Here is an 18741-nt window from a genome sequence, read left to right as displayed (position 1 = left end):
TCCGAGAGACGGGAAGGCGCCGCGATGAAAGGAGCCTCAGCCCGCCGCCTGCACCGTGACCCAGTAGCGCGTGCGCGCGACCACCTGCACGGGCAGGCCCAGCGCCAGGTTGTGCAGGGCGCGGTCGGTGTCGCGCAGCGAGAACACGCCCGTCACGCGCAGGCCGGCCACCTGCGGGTCGCAGCGCAGCAGGCCCGTGCGGTAGCGCGCCAGCTCGGCCACCAGCTCGCCCAGCGGCATGTTGTCGGCCACCAGCACGCCGCGCGCCCAGGCGGCGGCACTTTCCTGCGTGGCCACCGGGGACTGGGCCAGATCACCGGAGAAGACGGCGCCCTGCCCTGCATCCACGCGCACCACCTGGCCCGGCGCCCGGGCGGGACGCACTTCCACCGCGCCCTCGAACACGGCCACGCGGGACTGCTCATCTTCCTGGCGCAGCGTGAAGCGCGTGCCCAGGGCCTGCACCGTGCCGTGGCGCGAGCGCACGCGCAGCGGGCGCGGCGCGCGTTGCGGATCAGGCGCAGTGGTCACGAGGATCTCGCCAGCGCGCAGCAGGATCAGGCGCTCAGCCCCGTCAAAGCGCAGGTCGATGGCCGAGGCCGAGGCCAGCACCACCTGCGTGCCATCCGGCAGCGTGATCTCGCGGACCTCGCCACGCGCCGTGCCATGGCTGGCAGCGGCGATCTGCCAGGCATCGGTGCCGCGCACCACATGGGCAATGCCACCGGCCATGGCCATGAAGCCCAACACCTGCATGGCGCGGCGGCGGCCACGGCGTGGCGCCGGCGACGCAGCGGAGGTGTCCGCCAGCGTATGCCGCGCAATGCCGCCGGGCACGCTGCGCAGCTTGTCGTCAAAGGCCTGCAGCCGACTCCAGGCCAGCTCGTGCCGCGGATGCTCGGCACGCCAGCGGACACAGGCGGCGCGGTCTTCGTCGCTGGCGTCATCGGCCCACAGCCGGGCCATCCATTCGGCGGCGCGCTGGACAATGGCCGGATCCAGCAGCTCGCCGGAGGCGTCGGAAGATGCGGGCGATGAGGACATGCGCGCGGAACCGTTCAGCACACAGGGCCGTGCAGCGCCTGGTAGCAGGCCAGCAGGCCGGCGGCGATGTATTTCTCCACCGAAGACACGGACACGCCCAGCTCGGCCGCAATGTCGCGGTAGGCCATGCCGTCGAGCTTGCACAGCAGCAAGGCTTTGCGCGCCTTGGGCGGCAGGCCGTTCAGCGCGGCATCGATCTCCACCAGCGCCTCCAGCGCCAGGGCACGTGTTTCTTCGGAGGGCGCCATCTGCTCGGGCAGCAGGGCCAGCGCTTCAAGATAGGCCGCCTCCACGCGGCGGCGCCGGTACAGGTCGATCACCAGGCCGTTGGCGATCTGGGTGAGATGGCGGCGGTGCTCGTCGGCCGGCGGAACACGGCCGGTGCGCAGCAGTTGCAGGTAAACGTCGTGCGCCAGATCGGCCGCATCAAAGGCATTGCCCAGCTTGCGGCGCAGCAGGCCGCGCAACCAGCCGTGGTGATCGGTGTAGAGAATTTCGACTTGTTGCTGAAGCGCAAACTCGGCGGCGGCCACGATACCCCTCCCTGTATCCCAGGGCGCAGGCAGGCCAGGGACGAATGACAAATGAGAACCATTTGCATTTTATAGGGAGACAGCCCCGCCGCCGCCAACGCCACCATCAACGCCACCTCCACCGCGTGCAGGCGCGGCTAGCGCGGCAGCAGGCCCGGCAGTATGGCGTTCAGGTCCACCGCATCGGCCATGGCGCGATTGCCTTCGTCGCCAGGATGCAGCCGGTCGCCCGAGTCGAAGCGCGCCGCCATGCGGGAAGGATGGGCGCCATCGCGCAGCACGGCATCGAAGTCGATCACCGCATCGAAGGCACCGCCCTGGCGTATCCAGGCGTTCACCTGCCGGCGCAGATCGTCCTTGTCGTCCTGGTAGTAGTCGTCCAGCGGCGTGCCTGGCAAGGCGCCCTCGAAGGGTGGCAAGGTGGCGCCGATCACGCGCAGGCCGTGGCTGCGCGCCCTGGCAACCAATTGGCGATAGCCCTCTGCCATGTCCTGCAGCGTGGGACGCGGCGCCTGCCGCGCAAAGGCCGTGCCGGGCCAGGAAATATCGTTGATGCCCAGCAGCACGATGAGGCTGCGCACACCGGGCTGGGCCAGCACATCACGCTCCAGCCGAGCCAGCGCATGCTCGCCCATGCCATCGGACAGCAGGCGCGCGCCAGAGATGCCAGCGTTGACCACGGCCGCGCCGTGCGGCGCCAGGCGCGCGGCCAGGAAGTCCGGCCAGCGGCTGTCCCGGTCCAGGCTGGCCGTGGCACCGTCGGTGATGGAGTCGCCCATCACCGCTACCACGGGCACCGCGGGCGCCGCGGTGTCGGCCTCGACCTGAATACCCGCCAACAACGGGCGGGCCGTGCTGCTGATTGCGCCAGGGTCCGAAGTCCGCAGCGCCGCAGCAGCGGACTGGTCGCCCGCCACGATCCAGCCGGTCTGGCGCCCATCCCAGTGAAAGCTCTGCACAGGCGTGGCGCCGGGCAGGTACAGGCTCACGGCCACCTGCGACAGCGCCGCCAGAGGCAAGGCCACAGGGTCGCTGACCAGGTATGCGCCTGCGGCAATGCTGGCTTGCGCGCTGCCGCCAAAGGTCACGGCCTGCAGGCTGCCAGCATCAATGGCGCCCGCCGGCAACGACTTTGCCACGGTGGCCCTGCCCACCGTCACAGGCTGGCCGCCATAGGCGTTGGACAGCACGATGCGCAGGCGCGGCCCGCCCAGGCTGATGCGCGCCACCTGGCGCACGGTCTGGTCCTGCAGCACAGCGGGCAGGTTGGTGGGAAAGAGGAAGTCCGCCCCCCAGACCGGCTGCGGGCTGGCCTGCCAGGTGGCGGCCCAGTTGGAGGCTTCAGCCGAATCCGCCGGCACCGTCGAATCCGCCATGGTGGGCGTGGAAATCACAAGCGCCAGAAGGACCGCGCCCGAGGCCGTGGAAAGCGATGGAAAGGGTTGCCGCATGCAAGGAATCCGATGTCTGTCGATGACGGGATCATGGATTCAAGGGCTGCGCGGGACTAGACGGTCTGCGGGAACACCATCTGTGAATTTAATTCACGATAACAGCTATGCCGTGCCCGGGTGGCAATAAACAGGGCGGGTTTCAGGAGATTGCTGCAGGAGCGATGTCAGGCTGAGGCGATCTTCTGCCGGCAAATGCACATATCCTGGATTCCACTGTGGAAATTACCTGATATTCAGTTTTCGCATTTCAGGCTTTAATTCTTCAAGCCTACAGTATTTCTTTGCCATTTCATCAGCATATACAACTGAGCTAGATCTTATGCCAGTTGTTGCCTTCGTTAAATAATATATTTCTTGATTAGAATTCATTTCCCCTATCAGATATAAATTCTCCCCAAAACCATCCGATGAATCCTGAAAAACACACCACCCCGATTTTATTTCCCTAACTCCTTTCTGAAGAATCGATAGTCCTTCCCTTGAAGCCTCAATATTCATTTTTTCTCGAAAATCAACATATTTACTCTTTTCAAGCTGGAAAAACATATAAAAATAGTTTGTTTCAACGTGAGTATATATTCTTATATTAAAAGCCTCTTTTGGCAGGAACCCGGGGATCCATGACGTATATCCTTTGCCATATTTCTTCAAGTCCTCATAGGAAGAGAACGTACTCTCCTCCTGATTTTCAGCCGTTGAAATCAATAGAACAAATATCAGGAATATAACTCCAGAGATCAACGCAAAGAATATCTTCATCTTTTTCTTCATTTTTTATATATTCAGTATCCATCACGTCCAAGATCAGCTTTTCGCCACTGATCTCCAGTTTTTCCGACACGCCAGATGGGGTAAGCAGTCCGTCTGTTTCCATGAATTTTGTGCAAGCAGTCAATTAATAGAACATGCCAAAAATTCGACACAATGCATTTATTTATTTTTATTGAAATCTTTCTGGCTTTTCTTCTTTTTATTGCCTGTCAAAATGGCAAAAACAATAAATGCCACGCCCAAAAATACACCACCCCATTCCCCAAAAAAATCCAGAATCGGCAACATCAACCAACAAATAAAATAGAATGGAGATGATTTCAATCCTGACTGAACATTGACTCCATCGGGCAACCCAAGTGTGACAACAATGAAGAAACAACCAATTAAGAAAAGTAATTTTTTCATTATCTTCCCAGGAGAATAATTCTTAATCCTCTCTTCCAATCATCTTCAACATCATGAGCATTGGAGAATGGATTCAATTTTGGATCGAATGGCATTTTATACGCAGGATCTCCACCTGCAGATATGCAACGGCATCCCTGTGCAGGATCTGCTGTTGAATTTTCAGGGGGGATGAAGTCCGTGGATTTTTTCGAATCACCAGATTTTAAAATAAGTGAATTTTTATCGGAACAATCCCATTCTACACATGGAAGATCAAGTGGATCTTCTGGATACCCCGGATTTGGCGCTTGCGTCATGTTCGCAGCAGCCTCATATGCTGCACGACGAGGCAGATCGCTAAGCAAAATAGGTCTTGGCATTTTTCTTCGTGGATAGCATGTTCCCGCCGCAGGGGGACCAATTGAGTGTAGACCCACCGGGCCTATCCAATTCAATGGATTTTTAGGGTAATTCAAATGATTAGTCCCGCCCAGTCAACCAATCGGATCCTGATTGATATAACGCCCCACCACCGGATCGCAATACCGATGCCGGTTTTAATACAGCCCCGTCTCCCTGTCATGGTGCTGCCCTGGCAGCCAGAAGGCCTGGTGCATCTGCTTCGGATTGTGTTTCTGAATTGTTATTTTTTATTTGATGGATTTTTTTCAAGAAATAATTTATTTATCTCAACATTGTCTTTCCATTTTTTTGCTAGCGAATTTGCTTTCTTTTTGTTTCCGTTGTCATAAAAATGCTTCACATAGTTGAATTGCGCTAGTTCATGACCTAACAAGGCAGCTTTTTCCAGCCAAGTCAGGGATTCTTTCTCATTGTATTCAGAGAGTGTATAGTATTCGTAAAGCCCATAAGAAGCCTTGGGATCAGTTTCGGCCTTATTTTTAAGATCAAGGATTTCATTTGAATTTAAATGATATATCGATCCGGATGATTGATCTGAATTGGCCATGTGGGTCATTGTTATGAGCATGAATAATATGAAAATGTACCGCATCATTTCCCCTTTGACGAAGGGTTGAAATCTATCATCTTTCTCCGGAAAGAGATTTAAATAGACCAGCCCCATGGATCTATGCCAATATTTGGGTTTTGGGGTAATTGTAATAATTAACACCTCCATTCAAGCCGATAGGATCCTGATTGATACAACTCCCCACCACCGGATCGTAATACCGATGCCGGTTGTAATACAGCCCCGTCTCCCTGTCATGGTGCTGCCCCGGCAGCCGGATCGCCTGGTGGATGCCTTGCGGGTTGTACTCCTGCAGCACATTGCCCCAGGGGTCCAGCTTGGCAGCCCAGGCCACCTGGCATGAGGGCCAGGGCTGGCGTGTGGTTGGGGTCTTCCTGGTCGGGCAGGCCTGCAGTGATGGCTTGTACCAGCAGGTGGGCCCCGCCTTGGGGATCGCCGTTGGCCGTGGTGCCCAGGCGTACCAGGGGCGTGAAGCTGCCCGGTTCGTAGATGGTGTGTTCTATGTGGCGCGTGTCACTGCCGTGCTGCAGACGTTCCGTGCGGATGAGGCGGTCGCCGTCCCAGCCGTAGTAATGGGTGCGGCCTGATGACCCGCATCAAGGCGCGCCAACAAAAAAAGCCCCTGCCTCGAAAGGCAGGAGCTGTCAGGGGCCCGGGGCGCCATGCGTGGCATCGCCGGGCCGGCTAGCAACGGGTTGGCATCAGCCGGCAGCCGCCTCCGGCGACGGCTTGGGCTGCAGGCGCTTGAGCACGCGCGGCACGATGAGCACGCAGGCCACGATGATGATCAGCGTCAGCGACATGGGGCGCTGCAGGAAGATCCACCAGCTGCCTTCGCCGATGGACACGGCATTGCGCATCTGTGCCTCGGCCAGGGGGCCCAGGATCATGCCGACCACGACGGGCGCGGTGGGGAAGTCGAAGCGGCGCATGATCACGCCCAGCACGCCGATGCCGTACAGCAGGAACAGGTCGAAGGCGCTCTGGCGCATGCCGTAGGCACCCACGGTGGCGAAGATCAGGATGCCGGCGTACAGCTGGGGACGCGGGATCTTGAGCAGCTTGACCCACAGGCCCACCATGGGCAGGTTGAGCACCAGCAGCATCAGGTTGCCGATGTACAGCGAGGCGATCAGCGCCCAGACCAGGGCGGCCGAAGAGCTGAACAGCTGCGGGCCGGGGTTGATGCCGTAGTTCTGGAACGCACCCAGCAGCACGGCCGTGGTGTTGCTGGTGGGAATGCCCAGGGTCAGCAGCGGGATCAGCGCGGCGGTCACGGTGGCGTTGTTGGCGGCCTCGGGGCCGGCCACGCCTTCGATGGCGCCCTTGCTGCCGAACTCGGCACGGTTCTCACCCTTGGCCAGCTTCTTTTCGGTGGCGTAGCTCAGGAAGGTGGGGATCTCGGTGCCGCCGGCAGGGATGCAGCCGAAGGGTGTGCCGATGACGGTACCGCGCAGCCAGGCGGGCCACGACCGCTTCCAGTCGCGGCCGGTCATGTGAACGCGGCCCATCCTGTTTTGCGTATCGACGACCTTGCCTTCGTACATGGCGGCATACAGCACCTCGGCCACGGCGAACAGGCCCACGGCCACGAGCACGATGTCCACGCCGTCCAGCAGCTCCATCTTGCCCATGGTGTAGCGCGCAGCGCCGGAGATCTGGTCCATGCCGATGCAGCCCAGCGCCAGCCCCAGGAACAGGGCCGTCATGCCGCGCAGCGCGCTCTGGCCGAGCACGGCACTGACGGTGGTGAAGGCCAGCACCATCAGCATGAAGTACTCGGGCGGGCCCAGCTTGACGGCAAAGTCGGCCACCGAGGGGGCGAACAGCGTCACGACCACGGTGGCCACGGTGCCGGCCACGAAGGAGCCGATGGCGGAGGTGGCCAGCGCGGCGCCCGCGCGGCCGCTCTTGGCCATCTTGTTGCCCTCCATGGCCGTGACCATGCTCGCGGTCTCCCCGGGCGTGTTCAGCAAGATGGAGGTGGTGGAGCCGCCATACATGGCGCCGTAGTAGATGCCCGCGAAGAAGATCATCGAGGCGGTGACCTCGACCTTGGCGGTAATGGGCAGCAGCATGGCCACGGCCACGGCCGGGCCGATGCCGGGCAGCACGCCCACGGCCGTGCCCAGGGCACAGCCGACCAGGGCCCACAGCAGATTGGCCGGTGTGATGGCGGTGGCGAAGCCCGCCATCAGTGCGTCAAAGATTTCCATTACAGCCACCCCGTCTCAGTCAGGCCTGGCAGGTTGATTGCCAGGAATTGCGTGAAGGCCCAGAACACGGGCGCCGAGATCAGCAGTCCGGTGATCACATCCTTGGCCCAGGTGATGGGCTTGCCCGCCTGGGTCTGGCCACCGGCGCGGCGCAGGCCCTGTACGGCCAGCACGTAGCAGATGGTGCAGCTGACGATGAAGCCTGCCGTGCCGATCAGCGCGGCATTGACCATCAGGCCGGCCGACACCCAGACGAAGGCACCGATGTCGGCGCGAGGATGGCCACCCGGGGCGGAGGCTTCGCGAAAGCCGCCCGTGCGAGCCTCCCAGACCAGCCAGGCGCCGCAGACCGCGAGCACCACGGCACACAGCCAGGGCAGGAAATTGGGACCGACGCCGCCGTAGCCGGCATCGCCGGGAATTTGCAGCGCGCCGAAGGCCAGGCCTGCAGCGACGAGCAGCACGCCGGAGCCGACGATGGTCTGCGCGCGAACCGAGGGAAAGCCGCTGGGCTCATCGGCCTGGGCGGCATCGGTGGCAAGTGGATTGGGTTGTGAGGACTCGGACATGGTCAGTTCCTGGCCGCAGCGGGACCGGCGACCGGGCCGGCCACCGCTGCAGACGTGGGGAAAAAATTAAGCCGCCGGGGCCTGCGAGCCGCTGGCGCGGCGCGCGGGCATCTTCCGCTTCTTGGAGCAGGCGCTGCGACTGGTGCCTGCCGTGGCCCGCAGCAGTGCGGGCCTGTTGCCGCACCGGCCCCGCAAGAGGCCTATGCGGCAGTTCGATCACACCATGCCGGACTTGACCATGGTGGCGCGCAGGCTCGCGAACTCCTGGTCCACGAACTCGCCGAAGGCATCGCCGGCCAGCCATGCAGGCGTCCAGTCGTTCTTCTGCAGAGCCTCGGCCCAGGCCTTGCTCTTGGTGGCCTTCTCCAGCATGGCGACCAGCGCATCGCGCTGCGGCTTGGTGATGCCTGGCGCGCCGTACACGCCGCGCCAGTTGCCGATCTCCACGTTGATGCCCTGCTCCTTGAGCGTGGGCACATCCACGCCCTTCAGGCGCTGGCCCGAGGTCACGCCGATGGGCTTCATCTTGCCGGTGCTGATGTACTCGGCGAACTCGCTGAAGCCGCTGCCGCCCACGGTGACGTTGCCGCCCAGGATGGCGGAGATGGCCTCGCCGCCTCCACGGAAGGCCACGTAGTTGATCTTGGAGGGATCGACGCCGACTTCACGCGCGATCATGGCTGCCGCAATGTGCTCGGTGGAGCCGCGCGAGCCGCCGCCCCACTTGACGGAGCCCGGGTCCTTCTTGAGCTGGGCGATCACCTCGGCCATGTTCTTGAAGGGCGAGTTGGCGGGCAGCACGAACACGTTGTATTCGCTGGTCAGGCGCGCCAGCGGCGTGGCCTGCGTCAGGTTCACGGGCGGCTTGCCCGTGATGATGCCGCCCAGCATGACGGCGCCCATGACCATCATGGCGTTGGGATCGCCCTTGCTGCCGTTGACGAACTGCGCAAGACCGATGGCGCCGGCGGCGCCGCCCTTGTTGTCATAGGTGACAGAAGCAGCCTGACCAGCGTCCTGCAAAGCCTTGCCCAGGGCACGGCCCGTGGTGTCCCAGCCGCCGCCGGGGTTGGCCGGCAGCATCATCTTGACGGCGACCGCAGCCTGCGCAGACAGCGGCAGGCTGCCTGCGGCGGCCAGTGCGGCCAGCGACTTCAGAAAAGTATCACGACGCATGGTTTGACTCCTTATGTTGTAAGGCTGTCGATGATCGGTTCGCTACCTGTCAAATGGCTGTCCAAACCCCTAGGGGAATCCCTAGATCGCTCTTGGCGCGATGGCCTGCATCGCGCCCGGTGCTAACGTGCGGGCCATGCAATTGCTGCTCGTAGAAGATGACAACGCCATGCGCACCACGCTGCAGCGCACGCTGATCCGGCGCGGCATCCAGGTGGAGACGGCGGCCGACGGCCCCTCGGCCCTGGCGCAGTGGCTGATGCGCGAGCCCGACGCCGTGGTGCTGGATTTGAGCCTGCCCGGCCTGGATGGCCTGCAGGTGCTGGAGCGTGCGCGCGGCCAGGGCCTGCGCACGCCCGTGCTCATTCTGACCGCGCGCGGCACCGTGGGCGACCGCGTGCTGGGCCTGAACGCCGGCGCGGACGACTACCTGGCCAAGCCCTTCGACCTCGACGAGCTGGAGGCCCGGCTGCGCGCCCTGCTGCGCCGCAGCAGCGACAGCTTCGCGCCCAAGCCACCGCCCGAGACCATTGCCATGGGCGCGCTGCGCTACGACAAGGCCAGCGGCGCCATCCACCGCGATGGCGAGATCATGGAGCTGACGCCCCGCGAGCTGGCCCTGATGCACGCCCTGCTGGCGCGCCCCGGCCATGCCGTGGCCAAGGAGCGGCTGTTCGCGCTGGTGTTTCCCGGCGAGTCCGACGTGCAGTACGAGGCCGTGGAAGTCGTCGCCTACCGGCTGCGCAAGAAGCTGTCGGGCACGGGCGTGCAACTGGTCACGCTGCGCGGCCTGGGCTATCTGCTCAAGGCCGAGTCGGCCTGACGCATTGCCGCATTTCTGCACCGCAAGCCCATGCGCGACCCCGGTCTTCCCCTTCCCGCCCCCGCCCGCGCGCGCCAGCCCTGGTCGCTGCGCCGCCAACTGCTGACGGGCATTCTCGTCCCCGTCATTCTGTTCATTGGCTTCAATACCTGGAGCCTCTACCACCAGACGCTGGCTGCGCTGAACACGGCCTATGACCGCACGCTGCTGGCATCGGCCAAGAGCATCAGCGAGCAGCTGGATGTGACGGGCTATGACGAGTCCGCCCAGTTGCATGCCATCGTTCCCTACTCGGCGCTGGAGATCTTCGAGGCCGACAACCAGAGCCGCATGTTCTACCGCGTCTCCACGCTGGACGGGGAAATGGTGTCGGGCTTTGGCGAGCTGCCCATGTGGCACGGCGTCATCCCCCAGCGCCCGCCCTACGCGGCCCTGGTCGATTTCTACGACGCCCAGTTCCGCGGCCGGCCCGTGCGCATGGCCGTGCTGCTGCAGCCCGTGGCCAGCGCCAAGGGGCGCGGCATGGCCGTGATCCAGGTGGCCGAGACGCTGGAGCTGCGCGAGACCCTGGCCCTGCAGATCCTGCGCACCACGCTGGCGCGCCAGGCCCTGCTGGTGGCCGCCGTGGCGCTGATCGTGATCCTCGTCGTCCAGCGCGCCACCCAACCCGTGCGCCGGCTCAGCAGCGACCTGCGCTCTCGCCCGCGCGGCGACCTGAGCCCGCTGTCGGCCCCCGCTGCGCCGCGCGAGTTGCAGCCGCTGCTGGAGGCCATCAACCAGCTCATGCTGCGGCTGCGCCAGCTGCTGTCGGACCAGAAGCGTTTCGTGCGCGATGCATCGCACCAGTTGCGCACGCCGCTGGCCGTGCTCAAGGCGCAGCTGCAGTCGGCCCAGCGCGGCGATGTGCCGGCCGAGCAGGCCTTCGAGGAAATCGGCGCCACCGTGGACCGCGCCACGCGGCTGGCCAACCAGATGCTGGCGCTGGCCAAGGTCGAGCAGCTACGCCAGGAAGACAGCGCCGAGCCGGCGTCGCCCGCACCCAGCCTGCTGGACGAAGTGGTGCGCGACGTGGCCATCGAACTTTCCCCGCTGATTGCCGAGCAGGACATCGACTTCTCCATAGACACCGAACCCTGCCCCGTGCCGGCCCACGAATGGATGCTGCGCGAACTCACGCGCAACCTGCTGCACAACGCCATACGCCACATGCCCGCGGCCGGCAGCCTGCACATCAGCGTGCACCAGGCCGGCAGCCAGGCCGTGCTCAGCCTGCGCGACAGCGGGCCGGGCATAGACAGCGACCTGGCCCAGCGGCTGTTCCAGCCGTTCTCGGCCGGCAATGCGCGCAGCGGCTCGGGCCTGGGGCTGGCCATCTGCCACGAGATCGTGCAAACGCTGGGCGGCGCCATCGAACTGCGCAACATCTACCGGCAAGGCCTGGTCTGCGGATTGCACGCGCACGTGGCGATTCCGCTGCAACCGGCCACTGGCAAGCACCCCGCGCCGCGCGCACAATAACGCCATGACCGATATCGAATCCATGCGTCTGGACAAATGGCTGTGGTGCGCGCGTTTCTACAAGACGCGCAGCCTGGCGGTAGAAGAGATCGGCAAGGGCCGCATCACCGTCAACGGAGCCCCGGTCAAGCCCGCGCGCGAGGTGCGCTGCGGCGACACCGTGGCGCTGCGCCAGGGCCAGATTCCGCGCACCGTGGTCATCCGTGGCCTGTCCGGCATGCGTGGCCCGGCGCCAGTGGCCCAGGCCCTGTACGAAGAAACCGCCGCAAGCCAGGCCGAGCGGGAGCGCCTGGCCGAGCAGCGCAGGCTGGCGCCCGAGCCCGCCAGCAGCATTGCCGACCAGCATGACGGCCGCCCCACCAAGCGCGACCGCCGCCAGATCGACCAGGTGCGCGAGCGCGGCAACTGGGACAGCCGCTGGAGCGCATCCATCGACGACCTGGACCGGCGCTGAATCCTGCGGCCCTGCCCGCCTCACGCCTTTTCTCATGGGTTTGCGGGCGCAGACCCCTGCGGCGTTCAGACCACCTGGTCCTTGGCCGGTGCGTCGTCGCCCTGCGCACGCGGCAGGATGAGGTTCATGACCATGGCGGCCATGGCCCCCACGGTCACGGCCGAGCCCAGCAGGTACTGCAGCATGTCCGGCAGGGTCTGCACCCAGTCCTTGGGGGCCAGCGTGGCGAAGAAGGAGCAGATGATGGGCACGCCCACCACCAGCATGGCACGCTCGTCCAGGCGCACATGGCGCAGGATGCGGATGCCCGCCATGGCAATGGTCACGCAGACCACGGCAAACATGCCGCCGATCACGGGCGAGGGAATGGCCGCAATCAGCGCCGAGAACTTGCCCAGGAAGCCCAGGCAGGCCAGCACCAGACCGGCTGCAATGAAAACCATGCGGCTGGCCACGCCGGTGATGGAGATCACGCCGGCATTGGTGGAGTAGCCGGTGACCGGCGTGGCGCCGATCAGCGCGGCCACGCTGCAGCTCAGGCCCTCGCCCACGGCGCCACGGTCGAGCTGGCGGCTGGTGATGGGCTGGTTGATCACGGCCGATACCGCGAACCAGGTGCCCGTGGTTTCCGCCATGACCACCAGATAGATCACGACAAAGGTCAGCACGGCGGGCAGGCTGAACTGCAGCGGGTAGTCGATGCCGGCCAGCTTGGGCAGCGTCAGCCAGGGCGCATCCGCAACCGGCTGCCAGGCGAACAGGCCCATGGCCCAGGCCACGGCCGTGCCACCGGCCAGCGCAATGATCACCGACGACAGCCGCATCCAGCGGCCCAGCCGGTTGTCGAAGCGCAGGCCCAGCATCATGGCCGCGATCAGCAGGGCCGCCGACACCGAAGCCAGGGCAATGGACTGGTTGACCGTCATGCCTCCGTGGACCGAGAACACGTTGGCACTCAGCGCGATAGGCAGCAGCGACAGCCCCACCACGAGGATGATGGTGCCGCCGACGATGGGCGGCACCAGCCAGCGGATCACCCGGTGGAACCAGCCCAGCGCCCCCAGCGCAATGACGATCAGCGCCCCCGGAATCAGCGCGCCATAGACCGCTCCCATGCCGCCGAAGCCGCCGCCCGCGCCAAAGGCCACGGCCAGGATGGCACCCAGAGGAATATAGGACGGCCCTTGTGCCACGGGCATGCGCATGCACCAGGCCGTCTGGATCAACGTGCCCAGTCCCGCCGCGAGGAAAGTGGACTGGATCATGGACGCTGCGTCGGCCTGCGACAGCGCCAGGGCCGAGGCAATGATGAAGGGCACGACATAGACGTCCATGGCCATCACATGCTGCAGGCCCAGCAACAAGGCCTGTGAGATCGTGACGCGGTCGTCGGGGCGGGCGATCAGGCGCCCTTCGTAGGAGGAGGTCGGTTCGGTCATGGGACGGAAAAATGCGGAAAACGGCCGCAGCGCAAAGACTGCGGCGCTCAGACAGCAGTGACAGCGCCGACCGCGCCGGCGGCCTGGCGCCGGTGCACGCACTCGCCCTGCACCCAGGTGCTGGCCACATTGGCGCGCGTGGCGTGGTGGATGATCTTTTGCAGAATGTCGGCCGGGCCATCCGCGCCGGGCCAGATCTGGACATTGGAGTCAGGCCCCTGGCAGTCGATGGCCAGGGCGTCCATGGCATGGCCGGGCTCGATGCGGCCAATGGGCAGGTCCAGCGCATCACCCCCCGCCGCCGTGGCCAGCCAAAGGGCAAAGACGTGGTCGATGCGGGCCTGCACGCCCTGTCCCGCCCTGCCGCGCTGCGAAGCGCCCAGGGCCGGGTCCACCCCCTCATGCAAGGCCAGGGAGGCCGTCATGGCATGGCGGCAGGCATCGAACATGCTGGGGCTGTAGCCGCCCGAGATGTCCGTGGCCAGCCCCATGCCCAACCCCTGCGAGCGGCCGCTGCGGGCAGGGAACACGCTGTTGGCGAAATAGAAGTTGGACAGAGGGCAATGCGCGACCGAGGCGCCCGTGCGCGCCATCAGCGCCACGTCATCGGCCGTGAGGAAGTTGGCATGGGCCACGACCGTGCGGCGCGTGAGCAGGCCGAAATCATGCAGCGCATGCGCATCGGTGCGGCCCTGGCGTTCCAGCACATGGGCATGCGCCCAGTCGCTCTCGGAGCAATGGGTTTGCACATGGGCACCGGTGCGTCCAGCCAGGTCGCCCAGGCCGTGCAGCAGCTCGTCGGTGCACGAAGGAATGAAGCGCGGCGTGATCACCGGCAGCACGCGCTGCTGCGCGTTGTCCGGATGCTGGCGCAGCCAGTCGACAAAGCGCGCTGTCTCGGCAATGCTTTCGGCGGCGCTGGCGTCCTTGTAGTACGGGGGGCATTGCGACGGCTCGTCCATCGCCACCTTGCCCACCAGGGCGCGCTGCCCCAGGGCCAGGCAGCGTTCGGCCAGCACCTGGTTGCCCACGGCGTGGATGGTGCCGAAGTACATGGCCGTCGTCGTGCCATTGGCCAACAGCGTGCGCACCACGCTGTCGTAGACCGAAGCGGCAAAGCCGGCATCGCCGTAGCGCGCTTCCAGGGGAAAGGTGTACTCCTGCAGCCAGGTTTCCAGCGGCACATCCAGCGCCTTGCCGCTTTGCGGCCATTGCGGTGCATGCACATGCAGGTCCACCATGCCGGGCAAAAGGTACTGGCCTTCGGGCAGGCGCTGCAGCGTGCCTGCGGCCGCATGCGCGGCCTCCAGAGCGGCGCGGCGGGGATCACCGCGCTCCAGCACTGCATCGATCATGCCGCCGCCATCCACCACGATCAGCACGTCCTGCTGGATGCGCAGCGCATCCGGCACGGGCGCATCGAAAGCAGTACACAACAGGGCCCAGCCCCGGCCTGCGTCAGCGGAATTCATCATGGAAACGCGCCCCCTTGGCTCACTTGGCCTTGAGCTTGGCCAGGTCCTCGGCCGTCAACCATCGCCACTGACCCGGCTGCAGGTCGTCGGTGAGTTCCAGCTCGCCGATCTTCCAGCGATGCAGGCCTTCGACGCGGTTGCCCACGGCCGCGATCATGCGCTTGACCTGGTGGTACTTGCCTTCGGTCAGCGTGAGGTCCAGCACATGCTCGCTCACCTGCTCGCAGGCAGCGGCCTTGACGGGCTTGGGGTCATCGTCGAGCACCACGCCGTCGAGCAGGCGCTGCACCTGGCCGGCATCGACCGGATGCTTGGTGGTCACGCGATAGATCTTGGGCACATGCTTCTTGGGCGAACTCATACGGTGGATGAACTGGCCGTCATCGCTGAGCAGCAGCAGGCCCGTCGTGTCCTGGTCCAGCCGCCCCACGGCCTGCACGCCCTGCACGGCACCCTTGTTCGGGCGCAGCCGCAGCGGCAGGGGCAAAAGCGAGTAAATGCTCGGATAGGTCGAAGGTTTTTGCGAGCACTCCGTGCCCGCCGGCTTGTGCAGCAGCACATAGCCCAGCGCGTGATAGGCCCACTCCACACCCTGCACGCGATAGCGCAGGCCTTCAGGATCGATGTCCTGCGTGGAGTCAAGGCAACGCACCCAGTCATTGGCCTCGGTGTCCCACAGTTCCACCCAGCCCTGCTGGACCAGGCCAGAGCACACGCGGCGGATGCCGAACCCTTGGGAATACAGAATGTCTTGCAGTTGCATGTTCATCTTTCAAGCCGTCTGCGCCCACCATGGCGCACGCACATCGCGCAGGCGACGATACAAGTACTTCTGCGCAAACAAGCAAAAAACCCCGTAGCTTTGGGCTACGGGGTTTCTTGGGCTGTAAGAGCCTGACGATGACCTACTTTCACACGGGAACCCGCACTATCATCGGCGCAAAGTCGTTTCACTGTCCTGTTCGGGATGGGAAGGAGTGGTACCAACTTGCTATGGTCATCAGGCATAACTTTTTGTCATGCTGCTCACCGAGCAACACAACGAATTCATAGAGTCTGTAATCAGCTTTGTATTTTGACTGCGCCTTACTTGGCATAACCACCTTGATGATCAACGTCATCAAAGTTATAGGGTCAAGCCTCACGAGCAATTAGTACTGGTTAGCTTAACGCATTACTGCGCTTCCACACCCAGCCTATCAACGTCCTGGTCTTGAACGACTCTTCAGGGGGCTCAAGGCCCCGGCAGATCTCATCTTGAAACGAGTTTCCCGCTTAGATGCTTTCAGCGGTTATCTCTTCCACACTTAGCTACTCGGCAATGCCACTGGCGTGACAACCGATACACCAGAGGTGTGTCCACTCCGGTCCTCTCGTACTAGGAGCAGGCTTCCTCAAATCTGCAGCGCCCACGGAAGATAGGGACCAAACTGTCTCACGACGTTTTAAACCCAGCTCACGTACCTCTTTAAATGGCGAACAGCCATACCCTTGGGACCGACTACAGCCCCAGGATGAGATGAGCCGACATCGAGGTGCCAAACACCGCCGTCGATATGAACTCTTGGGCGGTATCAGCCTGTTATCCCCAGAGTACCTTTTATCCGTTGAGCGATGGCCCTTCCATACAGAACCACCGGATCACTATGTCCTGCTTTCGCATCTGCTCGACTTGTCAGTCTCGCAGTTAAGCACGCTTATGCCATTGCACTATCGTCACGATGTCCGACCGTAACTAGCGTACCTTCGAACTCCTCCGTTACGCTTTGGGAGGAGACCGCCCCAGTCAAACTGCCTACCATGCACTGTCCCCGATCCCGATAAGGGACCTGGGTTAGAACCTCAAACGCACCAGGGTGGTATTTCAACGTCGGCTCCATGAGAACTAGCGTCCTCACTTCAAAGCCTCCCACCTATCCTACACAGATCCGTTCAAAATCCAATACAAAGCTACAGTAAAGGTTCATGGGGTCTTTCCGTCTTTCCGCGGGGAGATTGCATCATCACAAACATTTCAACTTCGCTGAGTCTCTGGAGGAGACAGTGTGGCCATCGTTACGCCATTCGTGCAGGTCGGAACTTACCCGACAAGGAATTTCGCTACCTTAGGACCGTTATAGTTACGGCCGCCGTTTACTGGGACTTCAATCAAGAGCTTGCACCCCATCATTTAATCTTCCAGCACCGGGCAGGCGTCACACCCTATACGTCCACTTTCGTGTTTGCAGAGTGCTGTGTTTTTATTAAACAGTCGCAGCCACCGATTTTTTGCAACCGCTTTGGGCTCCCTTTGTTCAAGTTCACCTACTTGCGGCATACCTTCTCCCGAAGTTACGGTATCAATTTGCCGAGTTCCTTCTCCAGAGTTCTCTCAAGCGCCTTAGAATACTCATCTCGCGCACCAGTGTCGGTTTGCGGTACGGTCGTGTGTAGCTGAAGCTTAGTGGCTTTTCCTGGAAGCAGGGTATCACTCACTTCGTCTGCAAGCAGACTCGTTATCACCCCTCATCTAAGCCCGGCGGATTTGCCTACCAGGCATGACTACAGGCTTGAACCAACATATCCAACAGTTGGCTGAGCTAACCTTCTCCGTCCCCACATCGCACTACACATCGGTACAGGAATATTGACCTGTTTCCCATCAGCTACGCATCTCTGCCTCGCCTTAGGGGCCGACTCACCCTACGCCGATGAACGTTGCGTAGGAAACCTTGCGCTTACGGCGAGGGGGCTTTTCACCCCCTTTAACGCTACTCATGTCAGCATTCGCACTTCTGATACCTCCAGCACCCGTTACCAGGCACCTTCACAGGCTTACAGAACGCTCTCCTACCACTTGCAATAAATTGCAAATCCGCAGCTTCGGTAACTGGCTTAGCCCCGTTACATCTTCCGCGCAGGACGACTCGATCAGTGAGCTATTACGCTTTCTTTAAATGATGGCTGCTTCTAAGCCAACATCCTGACTGTTTTAGCCTTCCCACTTCGTTTCCCACTTAGCCAATTTTAGGGACCTTAGCTGGCGGTCTGGGTTGTTTCCCTCTTGAGTCCGGACGTTAGCACCCGGTGCTCTGTCTCCCAAGCTGTACTCTGCGGTATTCGGAGTTTGCATAGGTTTGGTAAGTCGCCATGACCCCCTAGCCTAAACAGTGCTCTACCCCCGCAGGTAATACTTGAGGCACTACCTAAATAGTTTTCGGAGAGAACCAGCTATTTCCAAGTTTGTTTAGCCTTTCACCCCTATCCACAGCTCATCCGCTAGTTTTGCAACACTAGTCGGTTCGGACCTCCAGTACCTGTTACGGCACCTTCATCCTGGCCATGGATAGATCACTTGGTTTCGGGTCTACACCCAGCGACTGGACGCCCTATTCGGACTCGATTTCTCTACGGCTCCCCTATTCGGTTAACCTTGCCACTGAATGTAAGTCGCTGACCCATTATACAAAAGGTACGCAGTCACCCTTGCGGGCTCCTACTTTTTGTAAGCATGCGGTTTCAGGATCTATTTCACTCCCCTCCCGGGGTTCTTTTCGCCTTTCCCTCACGGTACTGGTTCACTATCGGTCGATGATGAGTATTTAGCCTTGGAGGATGGTCCCCCCATATTCAGACAGGGTTTCTCGTGCCCCGCCCTACTTTTCTCTAGCTCAGTACCACCAGTCGGTTTTCACATACAGGGCTATCACCTACTATGGCCGGACTTTCCATTCCGTTTTGTTAACCGTCTGACTATCACTAGAAGGCTCTTCCGATTTCGCTCGCCACTACTTTCGGAATCTCGGTTGATGTCTTTTCCTCTGGGTACTTAGATGTTTCAGTTCTCCAGGTTCGCCTCGCATACCTATGTATTCAGTATGCGATACCCTTGCGGGTGGGTTTCCC

At 62.2% G+C, this 18741-nt stretch carries 18 protein-coding genes and 2 rRNA genes (1 of these 20 running past the window's edge); 3 read left to right on the top strand and 17 right to left on the bottom strand.

The genetic code is table 11. The annotated features are described in order from the left end of the window. Positions 1–36: 36 nt before the first annotated feature. From A9976_RS07315 to A9976_RS07260, 12 genes are all read right to left on the bottom strand, one after another. A complete protein-coding gene (locus tag A9976_RS07315) occupies positions 37–1044 on the bottom strand; it encodes a FecR domain-containing protein (RefSeq protein WP_183018450.1) in 1008 nt (335 codons plus the stop codon). 14 nt (positions 1045–1058) lie between these two features. Beyond that, positions 1059–1577: a sigma-70 family RNA polymerase sigma factor gene (locus tag A9976_RS07310; protein WP_013803359.1), complete on the bottom strand. Its 519-nt coding sequence runs from the start codon at positions 1575–1577 to the stop codon at positions 1059–1061. Between the two features lie 137 nt (positions 1578–1714). Continuing rightward, complete coding sequence (locus A9976_RS07305) at positions 1715–3028, bottom strand: SGNH/GDSL hydrolase family protein (RefSeq protein WP_183018449.1); 1314 nt, start codon at positions 3026–3028, stop codon at positions 1715–1717. A 225-nt stretch (positions 3029–3253) separates the two neighbouring features. After that, a complete protein-coding gene (locus A9976_RS07300) occupies positions 3254–3790 on the bottom strand; it encodes a hypothetical protein (protein WP_183018448.1) in 537 nt (178 codons plus the stop codon). Beyond that, positions 3720–3905, bottom strand: a complete 186-nt coding sequence (locus tag A9976_RS07295) for a hypothetical protein (RefSeq protein WP_183018447.1) — start codon at positions 3903–3905, stop codon at positions 3720–3722. Before A9976_RS07295 ends, A9976_RS07300 begins: the two co-directional genes overlap by 71 nt. A 56-nt stretch (positions 3906–3961) precedes the next feature. Next, on the bottom strand, positions 3962–4210 hold the full coding sequence (locus tag A9976_RS07290; protein ID WP_183018446.1) for a hypothetical protein: 249 nt from the start codon (positions 4208–4210) through the stop codon (positions 3962–3964). Beyond that, on the bottom strand, positions 4210–4509 hold the full coding sequence (locus tag A9976_RS31325) for a hypothetical protein (RefSeq protein WP_259649135.1): 300 nt from the start codon (positions 4507–4509) through the stop codon (positions 4210–4212). Before A9976_RS31325 ends, A9976_RS07290 begins: the two co-directional genes overlap by 1 nt. Positions 4510–4835: 326 nt before the next feature. Next, on the bottom strand, positions 4836–5162 hold the full coding sequence (locus A9976_RS07280; protein WP_183018445.1) for a hypothetical protein: 327 nt from the start codon (positions 5160–5162) through the stop codon (positions 4836–4838). A gap of 121 nt (positions 5163–5283) precedes the next feature. Continuing rightward, positions 5284–5484, bottom strand: coding sequence for an RHS repeat-associated core domain-containing protein (locus A9976_RS31865; protein WP_386849621.1), 201 nt, complete (start codon positions 5482–5484; stop codon positions 5284–5286). Positions 5485–5887: 403 nt separating this feature from the next. Further along, the gene (locus tag A9976_RS07270) at positions 5888–7402 is read right to left on the bottom strand and encodes a tripartite tricarboxylate transporter permease (protein ID WP_183018444.1); all 1515 of its coding nucleotides are present in this window, start codon (positions 7400–7402) and stop codon (positions 5888–5890) included. Further along, positions 7402–7971, bottom strand: coding sequence for a tripartite tricarboxylate transporter TctB family protein (locus A9976_RS07265; RefSeq protein WP_183018443.1), 570 nt, complete (start codon positions 7969–7971; stop codon positions 7402–7404). Before A9976_RS07265 ends, A9976_RS07270 begins: the two co-directional genes overlap by 1 nt. A gap of 216 nt (positions 7972–8187) precedes the next feature. After that, on the bottom strand, positions 8188–9147 hold the full coding sequence (locus A9976_RS07260) for a tripartite tricarboxylate transporter substrate binding protein (RefSeq protein ID WP_013803365.1): 960 nt from the start codon (positions 9145–9147) through the stop codon (positions 8188–8190). A 100-nt stretch (positions 9148–9247) separates the two neighbouring features. On the opposite strand from A9976_RS07260, the gene A9976_RS07255 reads away from it, so the two are divergent. Genes A9976_RS07255 through A9976_RS07245 form a run of 3 tightly spaced genes read left to right on the top strand, consistent with a single transcriptional unit; the run spans position 9248 to position 11942 of the window. Next, positions 9248–9970: a response regulator transcription factor gene (locus tag A9976_RS07255; protein ID WP_183018442.1), complete on the top strand. Its 723-nt coding sequence runs from the start codon at positions 9248–9250 to the stop codon at positions 9968–9970. Between the two features lie 30 nt (positions 9971–10000). Next, a complete protein-coding gene (locus A9976_RS07250; protein ID WP_183018441.1) occupies positions 10001–11488 on the top strand; it encodes a sensor histidine kinase in 1488 nt (495 codons plus the stop codon). Positions 11489–11492: 4 nt separating this feature from the next. Continuing rightward, on the top strand, positions 11493–11942 hold the full coding sequence (locus tag A9976_RS07245; protein ID WP_183018440.1) for an RNA-binding S4 domain-containing protein: 450 nt from the start codon (positions 11493–11495) through the stop codon (positions 11940–11942). A gap of 65 nt (positions 11943–12007) precedes the next feature. Here the strand turns inward: A9976_RS07245 and A9976_RS07240 are convergent, their stop codons facing one another. The 5 genes from A9976_RS07240 to A9976_RS07220 all read right to left on the bottom strand — a co-directional run. Then, positions 12008–13381, bottom strand: a complete 1374-nt coding sequence (locus A9976_RS07240) for a uracil-xanthine permease family protein (RefSeq protein ID WP_183018439.1) — start codon at positions 13379–13381, stop codon at positions 12008–12010. Positions 13382–13428: 47 nt separating this feature from the next. Then, positions 13429–14856, bottom strand: a complete 1428-nt coding sequence (gene guaD, locus A9976_RS07235) for a guanine deaminase (RefSeq protein ID WP_183018438.1) — start codon at positions 14854–14856, stop codon at positions 13429–13431. Positions 14857–14875: 19 nt separating this feature from the next. Then, the gene (locus A9976_RS07230) at positions 14876–15619 is read right to left on the bottom strand and encodes a 16S rRNA pseudouridine(516) synthase (protein WP_183018437.1); all 744 of its coding nucleotides are present in this window, start codon (positions 15617–15619) and stop codon (positions 14876–14878) included. Between the two features lie 129 nt (positions 15620–15748). Beyond that, positions 15749–15861, bottom strand: a 5S ribosomal RNA gene (gene rrf, locus A9976_RS07225). Positions 15862–15986: 125 nt separating this feature from the next. After that, a 23S ribosomal RNA gene (locus A9976_RS07220) occupies positions 15987–18741 on the bottom strand; it runs 121 nt beyond the window's last position.

This window comes from Delftia sp. UME58, from assembly GCF_014170385.1.
In the GTDB taxonomy this organism is placed as follows: Bacteria; Pseudomonadota; Gammaproteobacteria; order Burkholderiales; family Burkholderiaceae_C; genus Comamonas; species Comamonas acidovorans.
The sequence above is the reverse complement of the archived record's forward strand: the minus strand, read 5'-3'. Positions and strand labels throughout refer to the sequence as shown.

Excerpts from the sequence above, each read along its gene's own strand:
- A9976_RS07305 (WP_183018449.1), bottom strand. The coding sequence starts at position 3,028 with ATGCGGCAACCCTTTCCATCGCTTTCCACGGCCTCGGGCGCGGTCCTT.
- A9976_RS07230 (WP_183018437.1), bottom strand. The coding sequence starts at position 15,619 with ATGCAACTGCAAGACATTCTGTATTCCCAAGGGTTCGGCATCCGCCGC.
- A9976_RS07280 (WP_183018445.1), bottom strand. The coding sequence starts at position 5,162 with ATGGCCAATTCAGATCAATCATCCGGATCGATATATCATTTAAATTCA.
- A9976_RS07260 (WP_013803365.1), bottom strand. The coding sequence starts at position 9,147 with ATGCGTCGTGATACTTTTCTGAAGTCGCTGGCCGCACTGGCCGCCGCA.
- A9976_RS07270 (WP_183018444.1), bottom strand. The coding sequence starts at position 7,402 with ATGGAAATCTTTGACGCACTGATGGCGGGCTTCGCCACCGCCATCACA.
- A9976_RS07245 (WP_183018440.1), top strand. The coding sequence starts at position 11,493 with ATGACCGATATCGAATCCATGCGTCTGGACAAATGGCTGTGGTGCGCG.
- A9976_RS07255 (WP_183018442.1), top strand. The coding sequence starts at position 9,248 with ATGGCCTGCATCGCGCCCGGTGCTAACGTGCGGGCCATGCAATTGCTG.
- A9976_RS07250 (WP_183018441.1), top strand. The coding sequence starts at position 10,001 with ATGCGCGACCCCGGTCTTCCCCTTCCCGCCCCCGCCCGCGCGCGCCAG.
- A9976_RS07300 (WP_183018448.1), bottom strand. The coding sequence starts at position 3,790 with ATGAAGATATTCTTTGCGTTGATCTCTGGAGTTATATTCCTGATATTT.
- A9976_RS31325 (WP_259649135.1), bottom strand. The coding sequence starts at position 4,509 with ATGACGCAAGCGCCAAATCCGGGGTATCCAGAAGATCCACTTGATCTT.
- A9976_RS07240 (WP_183018439.1), bottom strand. The coding sequence starts at position 13,381 with ATGACCGAACCGACCTCCTCCTACGAAGGGCGCCTGATCGCCCGCCCC.
- A9976_RS07295 (WP_183018447.1), bottom strand. The coding sequence starts at position 3,905 with ATGGAAACAGACGGACTGCTTACCCCATCTGGCGTGTCGGAAAAACTG.
- A9976_RS07315 (WP_183018450.1), bottom strand. The coding sequence starts at position 1,044 with ATGTCCTCATCGCCCGCATCTTCCGACGCCTCCGGCGAGCTGCTGGAT.
- guaD (WP_183018438.1), bottom strand. The coding sequence starts at position 14,856 with ATGATGAATTCCGCTGACGCAGGCCGGGGCTGGGCCCTGTTGTGTACT.
- A9976_RS07290 (WP_183018446.1), bottom strand. The coding sequence starts at position 4,210 with ATGAAAAAATTACTTTTCTTAATTGGTTGTTTCTTCATTGTTGTCACA.
- A9976_RS07265 (WP_183018443.1), bottom strand. The coding sequence starts at position 7,971 with ATGTCCGAGTCCTCACAACCCAATCCACTTGCCACCGATGCCGCCCAG.